General features: G+C 45.0%; 17 protein-coding genes and 2 pseudogenes. 12 read left to right on the top strand and 7 right to left on the bottom strand.

Annotated elements, in window-relative coordinates; translation table 11 throughout:
- The first annotated feature begins 53 nt into the window (after positions 1–53).
- Together PAEVO_RS26130 and PAEVO_RS33985 are read left to right on the top strand one after the other, a co-directional pair.
- Complete coding sequence (locus PAEVO_RS26130; protein ID WP_100540429.1) at positions 54–1,406, top strand: uracil-xanthine permease family protein; 1,353 nt, start codon at positions 54–56, stop codon at positions 1,404–1,406.
- 235 nt (positions 1,407–1,641) lie between these two features.
- A pseudogene (locus PAEVO_RS33985) lies at positions 1,642–1,749 on the top strand (putative holin-like toxin); the annotation flags it as partial.
- 207 nt (positions 1,750–1,956) lie between these two features.
- Here the strand turns inward: PAEVO_RS33985 and PAEVO_RS26125 are convergent.
- Both PAEVO_RS26125 and PAEVO_RS26120 read right to left on the bottom strand, forming a co-directional pair.
- Positions 1,957–2,691 (bottom strand): SMI1/KNR4 family protein, encoded by a 735-nt coding sequence (locus PAEVO_RS26125; protein ID WP_100540428.1) that lies wholly within the window; start codon positions 2,689–2,691, stop codon positions 1,957–1,959.
- Positions 2,692–2,855: 164 nt separating this feature from the next.
- Positions 2,856–3,230 carry a hypothetical protein gene (locus PAEVO_RS26120; RefSeq protein ID WP_243390942.1) on the bottom strand — a complete coding sequence of 125 codons (375 nt, stop codon included), beginning with the start codon at positions 3,228–3,230 and terminating at the stop codon, positions 2,856–2,858.
- A gap of 406 nt (positions 3,231–3,636) precedes the next feature.
- On the opposite strand from PAEVO_RS26120, the gene PAEVO_RS26115 reads away from it, so the two are divergent.
- The 9 genes from PAEVO_RS26115 to PAEVO_RS34720 all read left to right on the top strand — a co-directional run bounded on the left by PAEVO_RS26115 (position 3,637) and on the right by PAEVO_RS34720 (position 11,041).
- Positions 3,637–4,392 carry an ABC transporter permease subunit gene (locus PAEVO_RS26115; protein WP_100540833.1) on the top strand — a complete coding sequence of 252 codons (756 nt, stop codon included), beginning with the start codon at positions 3,637–3,639 and terminating at the stop codon, positions 4,390–4,392.
- A 12-nt stretch (positions 4,393–4,404) separates the two neighbouring features.
- Positions 4,405–5,202 carry an ATP-binding cassette domain-containing protein gene (locus tag PAEVO_RS26110; protein WP_100540426.1) on the top strand — a complete coding sequence of 266 codons (798 nt, stop codon included), beginning with the start codon at positions 4,405–4,407 and terminating at the stop codon, positions 5,200–5,202.
- 114 nt (positions 5,203–5,316) lie between these two features.
- Positions 5,317–6,342, top strand: coding sequence for an ABC transporter substrate-binding protein (locus tag PAEVO_RS26105; protein WP_100540425.1), 1,026 nt, complete (start codon positions 5,317–5,319; stop codon positions 6,340–6,342).
- Positions 6,329–7,228, top strand: coding sequence for an aliphatic sulfonate ABC transporter substrate-binding protein (locus PAEVO_RS26100; RefSeq protein WP_100540424.1), 900 nt, complete (start codon positions 6,329–6,331; stop codon positions 7,226–7,228). The genes PAEVO_RS26105 and PAEVO_RS26100 overlap by 14 nt, the downstream gene beginning before the upstream one ends.
- Position 7,229: 1 nt before the next feature.
- Complete coding sequence (locus tag PAEVO_RS26095; protein WP_100540423.1) at positions 7,230–8,372, top strand: LLM class flavin-dependent oxidoreductase; 1,143 nt, start codon at positions 7,230–7,232, stop codon at positions 8,370–8,372.
- A gap of 27 nt (positions 8,373–8,399) precedes the next feature.
- Positions 8,400–9,386, top strand: coding sequence for an ABC transporter substrate-binding protein (locus PAEVO_RS26090; RefSeq protein WP_100540422.1), 987 nt, complete (start codon positions 8,400–8,402; stop codon positions 9,384–9,386).
- A 363-nt stretch (positions 9,387–9,749) separates the two neighbouring features.
- Complete coding sequence (locus PAEVO_RS34515) at positions 9,750–9,995, top strand: hypothetical protein (protein ID WP_243390941.1); 246 nt, start codon at positions 9,750–9,752, stop codon at positions 9,993–9,995.
- On the top strand, positions 9,989–10,411 hold the full coding sequence (locus PAEVO_RS34510) for a hypothetical protein (RefSeq protein ID WP_243390940.1): 423 nt from the start codon (positions 9,989–9,991) through the stop codon (positions 10,409–10,411). The genes PAEVO_RS34515 and PAEVO_RS34510 overlap by 7 nt, the downstream gene beginning before the upstream one ends.
- 546 nt (positions 10,412–10,957) lie before the next feature.
- A complete protein-coding gene (locus tag PAEVO_RS34720) occupies positions 10,958–11,041 on the top strand; it encodes a putative holin-like toxin (RefSeq protein ID WP_279300487.1) in 84 nt (27 codons plus the stop codon).
- Between the two features lie 270 nt (positions 11,042–11,311).
- On the opposite strand, the gene PAEVO_RS26080 is transcribed toward PAEVO_RS34720, so the two are convergent.
- A complete protein-coding gene (locus tag PAEVO_RS26080) occupies positions 11,312–11,944 on the bottom strand; it encodes a hypothetical protein (protein ID WP_133120358.1) in 633 nt (210 codons plus the stop codon).
- A 719-nt stretch (positions 11,945–12,663) separates the two neighbouring features.
- Between PAEVO_RS26080 and PAEVO_RS26075 the strand changes: the two are divergent.
- Positions 12,664–13,238 (top strand): annotated as a pseudogene (locus PAEVO_RS26075) (IS3 family transposase); the annotation flags it as partial.
- Between the two features lie 106 nt (positions 13,239–13,344).
- On the opposite strand, the gene PAEVO_RS26070 reads toward PAEVO_RS26075, so the two are convergent.
- The 4 genes from PAEVO_RS26070 to PAEVO_RS26055 all read right to left on the bottom strand — a co-directional run bounded on the left by PAEVO_RS26070 (position 13,345) and on the right by PAEVO_RS26055 (position 17,282).
- On the bottom strand, positions 13,345–13,887 hold the full coding sequence (locus tag PAEVO_RS26070) for a hypothetical protein (protein ID WP_036673345.1): 543 nt from the start codon (positions 13,885–13,887) through the stop codon (positions 13,345–13,347).
- A gap of 106 nt (positions 13,888–13,993) precedes the next feature.
- Complete coding sequence (locus PAEVO_RS26065) at positions 13,994–14,602, bottom strand: recombinase family protein (protein WP_100540420.1); 609 nt, start codon at positions 14,600–14,602, stop codon at positions 13,994–13,996.
- 1,148 nt (positions 14,603–15,750) lie between these two features.
- Positions 15,751–16,098, bottom strand: a complete 348-nt coding sequence (locus PAEVO_RS26060) for a hypothetical protein (protein WP_100540419.1) — start codon at positions 16,096–16,098, stop codon at positions 15,751–15,753.
- Positions 16,099–16,100: 2 nt separating this feature from the next.
- Complete coding sequence (locus tag PAEVO_RS26055; RefSeq protein ID WP_100540418.1) at positions 16,101–17,282, bottom strand: WXG100 family type VII secretion target; 1,182 nt, start codon at positions 17,280–17,282, stop codon at positions 16,101–16,103.
- Positions 17,283–17,350: the final 68 nt, after the last annotated feature.

Below are 17,350 nucleotides of genomic sequence, written 5' to 3'. Positions count from 1 at the left end.
AGATAGAGGTTGTTCAAAAGCAATTCATCCTAACATTCGAGGTGTCCAGCGGAGTGAAAACACAAGCAGAAGAGCTAAATGACGCGCAAACAAAATCACAGCATTTAACGGTTCCTCCCGACGGTAAGATTTCATTCGGAAAATCCGCCATTCTCGGTTTACAGCATGTCGTCGCGATGGACGTCTATGTCGTCCCTTTCCTGATTGCCATGTTAATCGGCTTGGCGCCCAATCAGTCCAGCGCATTGATTCAATCCACGTTTATTGCGGCCGGGCTAGCCACGATCGTGCAAACGTATTTCTGTATGAAGCTGCCGATGGCGCAGGGTCCTTCCTATGTTCCACTCGGCGCGATTGTCGCCATTTATGCCGCCAGCGGCGGCGGGGAGATGGGTTGGAGTTCCGTGCTGGGCGCGAGCTTGATTGGCGCGATCCTCGTGATTATTTTAGGATATACGGGAGTTTTCAATAAAATCGTTACATCCTTCATCCCGCCCATTGTCGGAGGCACGATCATCTTCATCGTCGGTCTGTCGTTATTGCCTGTTGCTATTCGAGACAATATCTACGGCGCCACGGACGCTACCATCAATCAAAACGTGCTGCTGGCCCTAATCTCAGCTGGTGCACTCATCCTGTTCGTGATCCTGGGTTCTTTGTTCCGCACGAGAGGCGCGATATTCCGAGTTACGTCCGTGATGGTCGCATTAATTATCGGATGTATCTCGGCCAACTTTATGGGTGTGCTGGATTTCAGCGCTGTTGCAAACGCCAAGTGGTTCAGCATGCCGCAGATTCCGTTTAAGGATTTTGGCTTCTCGTTCGACCTCTCGGCGATCATCACCATGATCATTATTTATCTCGTACTGCTGGCAGAAACGACGGGTACGTGGTTTGCCATCAGCAACGTCATTGATAAACCGTTAACGGATAAGAACATTAACCGTGGGGTGATTGGTGAAGGGATTAGCTGCCTGATTGCTTCAGGACTCGGCTCCACGCCGGTTACCGGCTATTCCACGAATGCAGGCATTATCTCCATCACGGGTGTGGCCAGTCGTCGAGTCTTTCTGGCGGTAGGCGGATGGTTTGTCCTCTTCGGGTGTTCCGGCAAATTAGCCGCGCTGATCTCCTCGATCCCAACCGCGGTCATCGGCGGCGTATTCGCCATCGTCTGCGGCATCATCTCGATTAACGGGATCCAGGTCATGAAGAACGAAAAAATCGGTGAAAAAGAAATGTACATTATCGCCATACCAATGATTTTGACGTTAGCGTTAGTACTCATTCCTAAAGATTTCTTGTATACGTTGCCTACGTTCGTACAGTATTTACTCGGATCACCGATTCTAGCTGCTTCGCTTGCAGCGATCTTGTTGAATAAATTGCTGCCTAGTGCGAAGTAAGTTGTAGAGCAAGGCAGTTGGAGTTGTATGTAAATTAAACGGAGCTGTCCCTAAAGAGACTACGTTTGTCGTAGGCTTTGGGGGTGGCTTTTTTGTAAGGGTAATTCGGTTATAACCAGATTTCGGAACCAGCCCATAAGATAGGCGCTCTTCTATTATTATGGTATAATTAACCATAACAACAGAATGGCTAATATGGGCGGTCGGCTAGTCTCCCGGAAGGGGGGTGATGCCTGTGGAGGTTAAGGATGCTCTGACATTAATGATCCAATTCGGTTCGCTGCTTGTCACGCTGGTCGGGTTGGTCGTAACCATTGTCTTAGCATTGAACCAAAACAAAAAAAATAGGCCGCCCGTAGATGGGGTAACGACCTATTTCTAGTCCCTATAACTGCCTACCGCCCTTAAAAGCGGCTGTTGTTAGGAGTGAGGGTGTTAGCAGCATCCTCACTTCACTTTATTATATACATATTGTACCATAATATTACCCAGTATTGTAAACACAGAAAAGTCCAAGTAATCCAAAAATATAACTTGCTTCCTCAATCCATCACTGTTCTGACAGATTCGTTCGAAAAGTAGGCAAATTGTTTACTTTCCCCATCTCCCTCAGCAACTTCTCCAAACTAGCTTGCTCAAAGGACGCCAGGTATACAGCCAACAGTTCATCCGTCTCCTCCTCGGATACGTCGAGTTCAAATACGATCAGCACATCGTCCTTTACGTAGATTTTCCATGCATTCAATTCTGACCCCTCATCTATCTCATGCTCCCGCTCCAAATATATGCTTCTGCAGTAGTCGGACAAGCTCCACAAACTCTCATCGAAAATAGCCCAAAACGGTAGCCGATCCTCGACGCCTAACTGAACAAGTGCCTTGCCAGCGAGAAAACGTTGAAGCGACTGATTTTCCAGCTGCCAGTCGGGGTAATTCCATACGCAAAGATAGACCGGTGGATCTTCCTGCTCCAAATCCTGAATGCGGATCCCGCAATAGATTACGGATTCCTCCACTTGATAGAAAACCAGAAACGCCTTATCTGTCGTAAAAAACGTGTCATCGGGAATGAACAAATCCTGCAGAGGTAGCGGTTCATATTGGTTATTGCACCCTTGGGTGATATATGGGGATCGTCCCAAAATCTTATAATATTCCCGCAGCACCGTCGGCAACGGGAAACCCAAGCTCTGTTCCTTTGCTTGAATGTCTCCCTCAGAAATGCCGTGGGCCTCCTTGTGATGCTCTCCTAATACATGGAGAAGTCCTTCGATATTCGCTTTCATTTAGTTGGGTCAACCTCCTCGATGTATATCGTTCAACAAGCTTCTGCGAGTTCTTCTAGAGAACATTGATACGCCCATTCGCAACGATTTCAATTAATTTGTTCATTCAATGTTCAGCATAATAATAGACTCTCTTGTCCTGACCCATTTCGTGTCTTATAAACTCACGAATTTAATAAGTCTGATGCTGAAACCTTTTTCCAGCCTTCAAGTCCTATTAAATTTAGTATCCATTCTTTTTCGGAAGCATCAAATTTGTCGATATCCTTTTTAAGACTCCCTTCAAATTCCTTCATATAATGCTCATTACTCGTATCCGTAACGTACATGTAATTGACATCTTGAATGGTATCACCGTTGCGAAATTGAAACTGAAAGACATACATTTGTTTAATTTCTTGAATATTAGGCAGCTGTTCGGATTCTCCACTCTGTGACCATTGTGCAGCAATCTTCAACAAATCAGGATCATTTTGTACATTGATCAATTCGGGTTGAACCCAACTGGAATCATTACGGTACATATAAATATTTATCATATCCAATGTAATGGATTCTTCTATTCGCTCCTGATTTCTTGGCGAACAGGAAGTTATGATGGACGCAACAAGAACAACATACAACAAGACTATTTTTTTGTTAATATGAAACACTCCTATAAATCTTCATCAAGTAAGTATTTTCCGTAATGAGAGAGAATTCGTAGTGCACCATATTTTAACATAACTTCAGCATAATTCAGGTTGACGAAACTAAAATCGAGAAGTATAATCAAATCCATATTAAACTTATAGGAATTATTAATCATTAAATGATACCGACCATTCAAATGGAGGTCACAGCCTCAGCAGGATATTCTGCTGGAGTTGTGGCCTTTTATTTTTACCATCCTATTATTGAAAGCTAGGTGAGTTGAAGGTGATTCGAAAGTTCATTTCCAATCCCATGATCGGAAAATGCATGCCTTGGGTTCTCCCCATCTTACTAATCGTTCTGTGGTCCATATTATCCAATCAAGATGTGATATCCAGGAAGATCCTCCCCCTGCCTCAGGACGTTTTATTTTCTTTCAGAGATTTGCTGTTATCAGGAGAATTAATCGAGCATATCTCCATTAGCTTTCAAAGAGCGTTCATTGGCTTCTTAATCGGCGGGGGGATCGGTCTTGTACTGGGCTTTATTAACGGCTTATCGTCCATCGCCGAAAAATTTTTGGATACGACGATTCAAATGGTACGCAATATTCCTCATCTGGCGATGATTCCATTAGTCGTTCTATGGTTTGGCATTGGCGAGGAGTCGAAAATATTTTTGGTCGCGATCGGCGTGTTATTCCCGGTCTACATCAATACCATGCACGGCATTCGCTCCGTAGACAACGGATTGATCGAAATGGGGAACGTATACGGGCTGCGCTCAGCTTCGCTCTTTTGGAAAGTCGTTCTGCCTGGCGCACTTCCTTCCATTTTAGTCGGACTACGCTACGCTTTAGGCATCATGTGGTTGACCCTAATCGTATCCGAAACGATTGCTACGAATTCGGGAATTGGCTTTCTTGCCATGAACGCAAGAGAATACATGCAAACCGACATTATTCTTCTTACCATTTTGCTTTATGCCTTATTTGGAAAGTTGGCCGATTCCATAGCTAAGTTGTTAGAGAAGCGGTTTTTACAATGGAACCCGAATTATCAAAAGTAAGTTTGAAAGGATGTGTCGACCCTGAACTCCTCTACCCATGGTGTACAACTTCATATTGCAAGATTACAGAAAAGCTTTGGCGAACAACCTGTGCTTCGAGGCATTGAGCTAGACGTGAAGCCAGGAGAGTTTATTGCCGTTATCGGGCGAAGCGGCTGCGGGAAAAGCACGTTATTGCGCGTGATCGCCGGATTGGAACCGTCCACGTCGGGAGAAATATGGATCAATGACCAACCGGTTCAGCATGTACATCCCGAAACTCGGATGATGTTTCAAGATGCAAGGCTTTTGCCTTGGAATAAGGTCATCGATAATGTTGCGATCGGACTTCGAAAAGAAGACCGTCATAAAGCCGAAGCCGCTTTAGAGCAGGTTGGGCTGGGTGCGCGAGCCAATGAATGGCCATCCGTGCTGTCCGGCGGTCAGAAACAACGAGTCGCCTTAGCAAGAGCGTTAGCCAGCCATCCTAAATTATTGCTGCTCGATGAACCTTTAGGAGCGCTGGATGCATTGACCCGTATTGAAATGCAGCAATTAATCGAATGGCTGTGGCAGCAGCAGCAATTTACGACCGTCTTGATTACGCACGATGTCGAAGAGGCTGTCCTCTTGGCCGACCGCGTGGTGCTCATTGAAGAGGGCAGCATCGCTATGGATCGAATTGTCCCTTTCTCACGTCCGCGTCAACGGGGAAATGCCGAGGTGGCAGCATTCATCGATAAAATCCTTAAACGGGTCATGGGCATAACCGAAGTGGAAAGCCGAAATGAAGCAGAAGACCTCCCCTATCCCTTAAAGAAAGGGTCATAGGTTCTAGCATATGCCCGTTTGTAAGGCTTAATGGATAACCATTTCTTGAAGGAGGTGGATCAAAAGCGAGCGATGACCGGACGTGAAACCGAAAAAAGAAAGGAGCCCTGAAGCATGCCTAACATCGATAAACCGCAAGAAATCGTGAAGGAAATTAGGATTACCCGCTGCCCGGTTCCGACAGCAGCCAGTTTGGCCCTTGACCTAGGGCTGCTTCATCAGGAGCTTGAAAAGTCCGGATGTACGGCGGCGGAACTGACAAGAGACGCCAATCACGCTTTGCCTCATGCGCATTTTAATCACACCTTGCCTTTCCTGGTGCGGGAAGGAGGAAATATTCCGGCTTTATGGGCGCGCTCTACCGGGAGTGATACACGGCTGATCGGACTTAGCTGGGTCGATGAATATCAAGCGATCCTTACCCTTCCCGACTCGGATATTCAGGAGCCTGGCGATTTGCGTGGAAAAAGAATCGGAATTCCTCGCCATCGTTATTTAGAGATTGATTTTCGAGCGGCCCAAGCACTTCGCGGTTTTCATAATGCGCTCTCGCTTGCGAATCTTACGCTGGATGACGTAAGCATCGTTCATCTTGAGGCGGTTCCTGAAGGAAGAAGGGATTCATGGAATACCGAGATCGAGGCGCTGCAGCGACGCGAGATCGATGCCGTTTTTGTCAAAGGAGCTACCGGGCTTGAGACCGCCCGTACGGTCGCCGTGAAGGAAGTGATCGAGCTTGGGTTCCATCCGGATCCGCTGGTGCGAGTCAACAATGGCGTGCCCCGAACCGTGACCGTCGATACGGCATTGACGGAGCAGGAACATGTCGTTGAACAGATTCTCACTTCTCTGCTTCGCGCCGCGGATTGGTCCAAAGATCATCCCAATGATTTCATTCGGGTCGTTACAAAAGAAACCGGCGCTTCATCCGAATATGTGGCCTCCGCTTACCGTAATATTTCGCTTCGACCGGCACTACGCGAAGACTATCTAACGGCCCTTGATGCCCAAAGCAGGTTCCTGTTCGAGCATGGTTTCATCCCGAATCCCGTGAACGTATGGGACTGGAGTCTTCCAGAACCATTAGCCGCGGCTGAACAAAACATACCCAAAGGAGTGTCCTCACATGACTCAAAGTAAAGCAGACGTAACCATCGGCGTTCATCCCAATAATCATTCGTTATTTGTATTGCGCCGCTTAGGCTTTTTAGAAGAGATTCTTAAAGACCATAACGCATCCGTTGCTTGGGTCGATTACACCGATGGAGCGAAGACGCCTCTACGTATCGCTTCGGGAGAAATCGACTTTGGAGGTACAGGGTCTACGCCGCCGTTAACCGCGCAGGCTTCGGATATCGATATTGTGTACGTTGCGGTATCGAACCCTCGTACAGCTAGCGGAGCCTTAGTCGTTCGCAAAGAGTCGCCGGTGCAATCCGTTGCGGATTTGAAAGGGTTGCGCATTGCGCTTTCCGAAGGGTCCTGGCATACGAGTTTTCTGGCAACCGCGCTCGATAAAGAAGGCCTTCTATATGATGATGTCGCTCGTGTTGATATAGGCAATGAGGGTGCCAATGCATTGCTGGCCGGCGAAGTGGAGGCTTGGGTCGGCAACGATCCGCAGCTGACGGAACTGCATAACAAAGGACTCGTTCGCACGCTAGTGCCGCTTGAGTCCCATATCTCTCACCGTTCCGTATGGTTTGCCGATCGGGATTTTGCGACCAATCGACCGCAGCTGCTCAAGGCCGTTGTCGAAGCTCTGCAGCAGGCCGATGGTTGGATTCAAGAAAATACGCGTGAAGCGGCAGAGCTTTTTGCACGGGATTTGCCCCATTGGCCTTCCGTGGATTCATGGGAAGCGGCACTACGGCGGAGGCCTTGGGGGCTGCAGCCGATTACCGAAGAATTCATAACTGAACAGCAGCGGGTTGCCGATCTGTTAGCACGACAGCACATTTTGCCTAAGAAAATTGTCGTTTCAGATGCCGTTTTGCCTGTACCCGTAGAAATTGGAGGAGAATAACGTGGCTGCACATAAAGACAACGTTGAAGTGTATTGGTATTTAACAGCGCCGGATGGCCGCAGCCCTTGGTCAACGGAGGGCGCTCGCAAAATCGATTTACCTTACCTAAGGCAGATTGCCTCGGCTGTAGACCAATTAGGGTTTACCGGTGCACTGCTTGCAACGGGCCCGCATGATACGTGGGTGCTTGGATCATCCCTCATATCCAGCACGAACAACATGCGTTTTCTGATCGCTGTTCATCCACCGTTGATTTCACCCGTGCTGGCCGCGAAAATGGCGCAAACCTTCGATGATTTTTCCGGAGGACGCGTATTATTAAACATCGTGAACGGAAACACGGCGCAAATGCGCGCCTATGGTTCAACGCTTGGGCATGATGAACGTTATGCCTACACGGATGAATGGATTCAGGTGTGGAAACAAGCGGTGGCCGGAGACAGCCTGGACTTCCATGGCAAGTATATAACGGCTGAAGGCAAAGCCTTACAGCTCACCTCCACGCAGAAGCCAACGCCGCCCCTGTGGTTCGGCGGATCGTCGCAAGCTGCTCATCTCACGGCAGCCAAGCATATCGATACGTACCTGAGCTGGGGGGAAACGCCTCCGCAAGTCGCAGAGAAGATTCAAGATCTTCAAGCATTAGCTGCAGAGCAAGGGCGTACCATGCGATATGGCATCCGGCTATATCTGATCGTTCGCGATACGGATGAAGAAGCTTGGCAAGAAGCGGATCGGCTGCTGAAGACGATGGATCCGCAGACCGTGGAAAACATGCAAACCATCCTTCGAAATAGCGATTCGGTGGGGCAGCAGCGCATGCTTCGCAATCACAACGGCCAAATTCCTACAGACGCTCGAGAGCTCGAAATTTATCCGGATTTATGGGCCGGGATGAGTCTGGTAAGACCAGGTCCGGGCACAACGATCGTAGGCAGTCCGGAAACCGTTCTGGCGCGCATAAGAGAGTATCAAGATGCTGGCATTTCAACCTTTATATTCTCCGGTGTTCCATTGCTCGAAGAAGCTTACCGTGTAGGAGAATACATCCTGCCCCATCTTCGCATTGACCATCAAGCGGCAACCACACCGAAGCAAGAAGAACAGGAGAAGGTTTTCACTTGGGCTCATCAAATCCATTAATTGATCCGGCAAAAAGGGAAGTGTCCTATGCGAAAAATAAGCTTACATGTACTATTCATATTTCTGTTAGTTACGTTAGCGGCTTGCGGTAAAGCCGGTCAAGCGAAACAAGCCAATGCTGAGGATGAGGCTGTACCCGTTCGTCTTGGCATACTGCGCAGTGCCCAGCCATTAAGTCTATCCGATGAAGGCGGTCCCCTCTATAAAAGGCTGGAAGCAGCCGGAGCGAAAGTTGAAAAAACAGGCGGTTTTGCCGCCATGTCGCCGGCGATCGAAGCGTTAAACGCCGGTTCCATCGACATTACGATCGGCTCGATTACGGCGGCCATCAGCGCACTTGTCGGAGGCTCCTCGGAATTCACCATTTTTACCAAGCAGCAAGGCGATCAAGATAATCAAGGCATTGTGGCCAAACCGGAAGCGGGCATTAAGGGTCCTTCCGACCTTCGAGGCAAGAAGATAGCTGTAAACCGCGGCGGTACGGGCGAATACCTACTATACAAAGCGCTGGAGAAAGGCGGACTCGATGCAAGCGAAGTCGAGATTGTCTATCTTCCGCCAACGGAAGCAGGTCCCGCTTTTGAAAGCGGGCAAGTCGACGCTTGGGCGACATGGGGTTCGTTCACGGCCGTGGCGCTCGTCGACTTCGGTGCAGAGCTGGTCATTTCCGCAGGCGACATCGAATCCGATAATGATACGGTGTATATTGTGCGAAACGGCTTCCTGAAGGAGCATCCTGAACTCGTGTTTGAAGTGTTCGAAGGCTTGAATGAAGAGTCCGCGCTTCTGTCCGAGGACATCGATCACACCGTCCAATTAATTCAGGACATCCAAGGCGTCTCCGAACCCGTTGCTCATCAACAATTAGAAGGCTCTTTATTCCCGCTAGACCCTATTGATGACACCGTCCGCCAACGTTGGCAAGAAGTGGCCGATTATATGTTTGAAAAAGGGATTATTCCGAATGAAGTTGATGTTATATCTAATACGGTGGATGTGAGGACGTTGAAGTGAAGCCGGTTGAGGAAGCTTAGAGGAGCAGTGAGCATCAGGCAGTGTTCGGTAAAAATTCCAATATGCAACCTTTCGAGGGCACGAGGTCTGCTTAGGACTTGGTGTCCTTTTTTTCATGTTCAACGATATCAATCGGCCGGTCCATGCAGAAAGTGGTGATGGATCTGTAAGTTCTGGATTTGGCTTTCGGTTAAAGGTAGCTTACCACGCAGGCCATTAAGGATCTTTGATCCGTCTTCTCCTTCACCCGTCCCTAAGTATCGTCCTAACTTGCATTATGCCACGAATTCCATCAACTTACTTTTGATAGCTTCATTTATTAAACATGATCATACATGCAGTTGAAGGAGGATTGGGAAAGGCGTGATTCGCAAAAAGAACAGATATGTCATAGCCATCTTCATGGCCTTCGCTGCCCTTTTTACCGGCTGCAGCACGTCCGTCAAACAAACCGTCCCGCAGAACACGGACCCTGAATCGATTTTAAGCGTAATCTATGATTTGGAAGGCATCAAATCCGCTGGTTCAGTGAAGACAGAACCTTTGACAGAAATCTCTGAGATCGAGAAGAAAATATCAGCATCCGCTACCAATACGTTTTCTTGGTGAAAGATGCCGTCAATCAGAATAATCAAGCCGTTCCGGATCGGCTCTATGTCGTTTCTGCGGTCGAGAATACGAGGAAGGATCACGAAATCAGCCAGTACATCGACGGCTCCATCAATTGGGAAATAGCCAAGCACGATCCGCGGCACCTTCCCATTACCGTAAACATATGTCCGGATGATTCCAAATCTCCTTGTGGGGCTGATGATTCGAAGACATATAAAGCGGATGCGGTTGTTTTTTCGTTGGACCAATTCCCCGCATTTCGTTCGCATGGCAATGTCGTAGATATTAGTGTTAAGTATGCATTAGGTAAGAATAAAAAAGAGCTCCGCGAGCAATTTCTAAGTGATTCGGGGTTGCAGGAGACTGACGATGCTGTCGTCACCCTAAAGCTGCTGGATACATTCGTGAAATAACAAGAAGTACAACGGAATTATGAATCCGTTGATTCGAGGGCACGAGGTCTGCTTAGGACTTCGTGTCCTTTTTTCTGCTTTACGATTGACCTAGCATTGAACAAAAGAAATAGGTTGACCGTGAACGGAAAATGACCTATTTCTAGTCCCTGTAACTGCCTATTGCTCCAGTATCAATACAATAGGCCGAAATTACCTTTTTTAGTTTCCTTCCAGGCGAATCCCGGCCCGGTATTTCCTTAGTTGATGGCAAGCAAAGCAGGAAAGCCAGCACCAAAACTATCGCCGTAGATTTCTAGGCTTGAAATCATCATCATCGTCGGCCGTCGTCACACCCACGAGTTGCCTCATTTGGCTATCTCCAATCGGGCATAACTAAATCCTACCCTAAAATTTCAAAGTCCAAGTCTAAATCTTTCATAAAAAACTGTTCTCATATAATACGAACATTAATTGCATATCCAGCAAAACAAGATATAATTATTCTTATAACAGCAGAAATCAGCTAATAGGTGGTCAGCAAATCACCCGAGAGGGGGTGATGGCATGGAAGTATATCAAGCACTCTCCTTAATGTTCATGTTCGGTATGTTCATTCTGGCATTTCTTACATACACCAAAAAGAAATAGACCCCCCACGGCAATGGAACGGTCTATTTCTCCGCTAAAACCTTTAGGCTTTCCGCTTTGTTAGCGGCTGTTGTCTAAAAGAGTAGGATGCTACCAACATCTCTACTCTTTTAGTTTATACAGAATCCTCTAAATTATGCTTGAAACTTAACCAGAGAATCCCTTTTATTTGTTATCCTCTTACAAGCAAATTTTATCATGCATTGCGTTATATTGTATAGACTTAGTATATATGATATCTTTTGAAGTTTATATTTGTTAGAATCCCATCTAAATTTTTCTAACGCGTCTTATAGTTCTGTTGACATGAGTTTCATTGGATGCGTCAAGTTCGTCAAGCTCTTTATACTCACTTGCATGTATCCAATGAGGGGTTCCCTGATCAGCAATAGACCATATATGAAGGATAAAATTCCTTATCTCGTTCAATGAAACTACTATGTCGTCAACAATACTCATTGAATATACAGAGTGCTGTTTAGAAAATGAATAATGAGTAATTTTGTTTCTCAATTTGGCAGCATCCCAGTAACCATCAGGAAGTGGCGCCTCGTTGTACCCGTTAATTAAGAGTAGTTGTTTATACTTTTTACCAATTGTCTTTATTTCATCCGGAGGATATTCATTCTCTTTGGAGTAGGCAGTTAAATTTTCATAAATTTCTGTTTGAACTCCTGTCCAATTTGTATCACCAATTCTCCTTAGGCTTAATGCAATCAATTTAGATAAATCTGATTCTGCAGACAAACACATACTAAACATTGCAGCGCGAGCCGCACTCCACATACCATGATACCTATTTGATGCAAGACATTCCCTTGCCTCCTTTACATATTTCAAAGCGTCATTAAAAGCTTCCTGTCCCATATTTACAATTCTACCTTCTGATACAAGACTACTCACTAATAGTCATCTCCCTTAGACTAAATTCTCATCTTCTATTCCTTCAAAGACCACAACAACTCCGCAAAACGTTTCTGGGATCTTGCGCCAAATTACGCAAGACCATAAAGTCGTAAGGAGTTAGTTCCATTAATTCTAAACACGTGTAGCCGAACCGATGTAATGCATTCATCATACGACTATCAACAGTGCTGCCATCCAAAGACTCAAACAGAACTTCGCGAATCGTCTTATCATGGAGGTGTGCTGGCAATGATATCAATTCTCGGAGAGGTGTCGAATTATTTTGATGTAAAAAAACCAATTGGTTGAGACTCTTCATGAAGTACTGCCCGTGATCTGGCCTCTTTGACTTTCAAATACAATGAATCATATTGCGCATCCTGATTATTTTTTCGAGGCAAGTAATCAGATAATCCAGACCGTTGAAAGTCAAGTCTCGCAGTTAAGCCATATTTATCCCCCTTTTTCAACCAATTAAAAATATTAATCGGCATTCCTCTAGCTAATTTTAACATTCATAGATGATAATCAGTATTTTAAAACACATAGAACACAAAGGAGAATTAGATGGGCAATGGAATATTGCCTGCTCTAGGTAGCTTATTGCTTAAAGCAGGTTGGTCTCCCGACGAAACGAGCTGAGGGATCCCAATTAGTGAAGCAAATCCGGCTAATATCAAAAGTTATAATTCCGCTCAGGATCCCGGAATGGCAGTGTGCGGATGAAAAAATACCGTTCGTATAAAGGTATGGTTGGTAAGATAGCACCTAATATTTCGAGCGTGACTTTCATGCGAAGAAGCCCAATGAGAAGTGGGTCACGGATATAACAGAAATTAAATGTTGTGGAGAAAAAGTATATTTTTCTCCCATGCTCGATCTGTTTAACGGCGAAATTATTACGTATACGATTGATTCAAGGCCTGTATACACTTTAGTTTCCAACATGTTGGATCAAGCATTTGAACGATTTTCAGCTGAAGATAGCCCTCTCATTCATTCTGATCAAGGCTGGCACTATCAAATGAAAGCCTATCGCCATGCTCTTATACGACGTGGTATCCAGCAAAGTATGTCGCGCAAAGGGAATTGCTACGATAACGCCGTATATAGAAAGTTTCTTTGGCACAATGAAATCTGAATTCCTATATTTAAAAGAATTCGATAGTATTGAGCGGTTTAAACAAGAGCTCTTTATTTATATTGAGTACTACAATCAAAAGCGTTCAAGGCTAAACTAAAGGGAATGAGCCCGGTCCAGTATCGAACTCATTCCCAGAGTGTCGCTTAATATAATAAATAACTGCCTAACTTTTTAGGGTCACTTCAGAATAGGTTTAATATTCCGGTGGTTTTCGTATGCGCCGCGCTTGTACATGAAGTATTTTATAGCCCAACTAACTGACTGACTTAGATTTATTGATTTCATCAGTATAACTCTGGCTTTTTTCTTTTCTGAACAGAATATGTTCTATAGTGGCCTTCGCAAAAGTGAAACTAATCACGAATGGAAATGAAAGTGTTAGAAAAACAAGGTTTGCTGCATCTCGAGAAGTAATTCCGTCGTCACCTGATGCTGGTGAAAACAAATATCTTAGAAACCCTAAATCTGATTCTGGAACTACTATAATATAAATCGCAACGAACAAAGAAACACTACTTGCAATTGCTTGGTTCCATTCAAGTGCTACCTTAGCTCTTTTTAAAAAATCAATATCTCTATTATCAAGTAACACCCACAATACACAGGACAATGGAATTAATATAAAAGGTGAAATCAATATGACCATACCATTCCCTCGCGTTAATACGCCAAGCATGAAACAGAAAAACATCCCTACAAATAATGGCTCTAATATAAAATAAAAGAACATTATTGCGAAGATATTTTTTTGTCTGATCGAAGAATATCTTCTTTTTATGCTTTTGAATACATTCACTATATGTGTAAACCTCCTTTAAATGCCAATGCGTGGTTTATCGGTAATGTATAAGCGTTATTCTTCCATATTAAGTATTACTGGTTCCAAGGCGTTAAATCAAGGTTTACTTATTCATTCCTGCCTTATATTCCCTCACACGCCGGTAAAATGTTGGCTTAGTTAGTCGGGAATTTTTCATGGCCATCGTTGCTGTTATTCTTCCTACCTTCCATTCTTCGTACTCTGGGATAAACGTTTCGTCCACTTTTTTCCGTGGTCTACCGAATGTTACTCCAGCAGCCCGTGCAACTTCAATCCCTTCTGCTTGCCTCTTTCTGTTTTTCTTCCGTTCCTGCTCGGCGACGTAAGCCAACATGTTTAAAAACTGATCCTCCAAAAGCTTCCCGATGTCCCCCATCGTCTTGAATTTTCTACTATCAAACAAGGCTTCATTATCCAAGCAAACAATATCAACATTTATTTCACGAGTGATGTATTTCCATTCTGTTATTTTTCCGTCGTAATCGCGCCCTAATCGATCCAACGCATCCATATAAACCAAGTCTCCCTCCCGGATCATCATTCGCATAGCCTGATAACGCTGCCGTTCAAAGTCCTTGCCGCTCTGCTTATCAACGAATATACGATCCTCGACACCAAGCTCCCTAAACTTAACAAGCTGTCGTTCTGGATTTTGGTCCTTCGCACGTACCCTTCCATATGCTAACTTCAACTGTGCCACTCCCCTAACCGTATCAAAAAGTCCCTTATGTTAACGAGACGTTTCAAAATCAATTCTAAGGCATTTTGATACGTAAAAAAGATTGTTATTTCTTTGTCTCAAAAGCACGCTTTTCGATACACCCTAGCAATCGCTCGAAGCGGGCACCGTTCCGAATTGGACTTGTTTTTTTGGTGGGAAGTCGAAGGCAAAATGAAAAACGCCTTTAACAAGAGCGGCCTTCTGGCTGGTTTTTTCCGCAACCAATCCATCTCCCCTTTGTTATGAATATAAAGCAAAAAAACACCTTTCGCGTAGAAAGATGTTTTTTTCTTTTCTTGAAAGATACAGTTACTGTATCTTATTTTTTCTCCGTAACAACCATCCCTGTGAACAGAATGATTATTCCGAGGAACCCTAAGTTATAAAACGTTCGTACGCGAATCCGATCAGATGCCGGCACTTCTAAGTCCCGGCCACATAAGATCGGGAGGCATTCCGAATGACCAATGATCCGCGGACACAAAAAAATGGACAGCATCAATGTTGCCCAGCACAGGAAGCTTATGCGTGAATGGGTTAATCACTAGAAAAACATTGAAATGTCGGTGCTGGCTGATGACATGATACAATAAAATTTACTTTGTTTGAATTAAAAAATATCTGAAAAATTACTTTTACTTTAAAGATACTGAAAGTTTTACTAAACGCTGAGATACTAAAATGTGACCCATAAAAAAAACTTCAAATCTCAACCGACTCTGGGAAATCCATAATTCCTTGTCATCAATAATTGATATTTCATACTAATCGAGAGGACGGGGGTTAGCCGCCCCTTTCTACTCGATTTACTAAAACGTTTGCTGACAAGAGGGGTCCAAATTATGAGCATGGGGGTGATTTTCGTTCCCGAATTACTTGCATGAGGTACTTTATTTGAAATAAGCACTATGCGCATGAGGTTTATGTATTTGTGACAAAAAAACTTGCATGAGCTATTGGTATTCAAATACGATCTATTTCTTCATCTGCTGATTCAGTATGCCTTTTTAGCGCACGAGTTTCGATTTTAGAGTGTTCTATTGTTTAAGGAAGAGGGTAATATAGGGCAAAAGAAAAACCTTGACCGAGTGACGAGCACTCGATCAAGGTTATACTAATTATTCTACGGTTACATTATCACTTCTAAATGTCATTATTTTTATATCTCCTTCACCTTCAAAGACGATTTTTATGTCTTTCGACGTTGAAGAAGAATCCACATCCGTACAACTGATCTCCAAGATTGAATCGGAATCTACCGTATCATTTGTTGAATCTAAATGATAACTTTGTACATTTTCAAAAGTAACCTTAATTACTTTCATTTCATCTTCCTCGGGACTGTAATTTTTTTGTCTCCAATTACAGAGATCGATATCGAGAACCAGTTTCTCGTCATTAATACTAATATTTTCTAATAGGCTGTCATGCAGATCGTATTCTTCAATAAAAGTAGCTATTTTCATACTTACTCACCGTCCTTGTCCTTTATTACAATATGAGAAGCTTTCGAACCTTTACCCACAGGATTTCCGTCAATATCAAAATAATAATCGACTTTTTTATCGGTATAATTCGGATTGTGGATATGGTAATGGTCTACCGCTTCAAATCCTGTTGCACCTTTCTTTCCTGGATCATAACTGATTTTTACACCTGTTTCAGGATTATAATATTCCCGAGACATGGTATTCTGGGCTTTCCTTGGATCAGTTACATCCTGCCAGCCTTCTTTGAGCAATTGATCTGGTGTCTTTGTTCTTATATCGTTGATCATGTTGCCCATGGCTTTACCCGTACCCTCATCCCCCGACTTCTTACCGTCACCATCACCACCACTATCGCCACCATTACTGCCACCACTACCGCCACCAAGATCATCATGCTTTTTATTCAGCGGGCCTCTCCCCCTAATTCCAGCACGGTTGAGAATAGCGCCTCCAAGGATCATAGCCGACTGTTGACCCAAGTAATTGGACCAGCCGCCTGCTGAATCGACTTCTTTCATTGTGTCTGCCACGATTTTTTCACGATATTCGTTACTAAAAACCATTCGGCCGGCCCATATCCCCGTGTCCCAAATATCCTCGACCGTCCCGATGGTTGCATTATAGAGCATCTCTTTCCCGGTTCCAAGCGGATCTTCGTACAAGGATATCGCCGTATCCTTTAACGAGTTCCCTAACTGGGCGGCCCCGATCTTTACGCCCTCCCATAGTTCCCCTGCTTCTTGCTTCACGGTGTCCCATGCCTTCCCGGCTTCCTGCTGCACCGAATTCCAGGCTTCCTCCGCTTTTCTCCCGGCATCCTCTACGGCACCTGCGGGTCCCCTCATCATAGGGTACGCTCCCAGCACATGCCCAGCAACTTGGATCGATTGTCCCCGCTCATCTGCTGACTTAAATCGTTGGGCAATCCCTCTCAGCTCCAGGCTTGTCCGATGGATATGCTCAGTGGTCTGCGTCATCTCCCAATGCGCCTGCTGAAAATCCGCGTAAAAACGGGATCTCGTCGTACCTTCCCAGGCAGACTCCAGCATATGAATGTTCTGGCTCAGCATGTGTATCATTGCTTCCAGTTGTTCATGCGCCCTGGAGCATTGCGCTGCAACGTGCAGCAACATCTCCGGTGTGACCAAAATTCTACTCATAACAACCTCTCCATCTTGCTTTCGGGATTGAACCCGATCTCCGATCATAGTTAACTTAAATATTTTAC

It is taken from the genome of Paenibacillus sp. GM2FR (assembly GCF_002803325.1).
Classification (GTDB): domain Bacteria; phylum Bacillota; class Bacilli; order Paenibacillales; family Paenibacillaceae; genus Paenibacillus_AQ; species Paenibacillus_AQ lautus.
The sequence above is the reverse complement of the archived record's forward strand: the minus strand, read 5'-3'. Positions and strand labels throughout refer to the sequence as shown.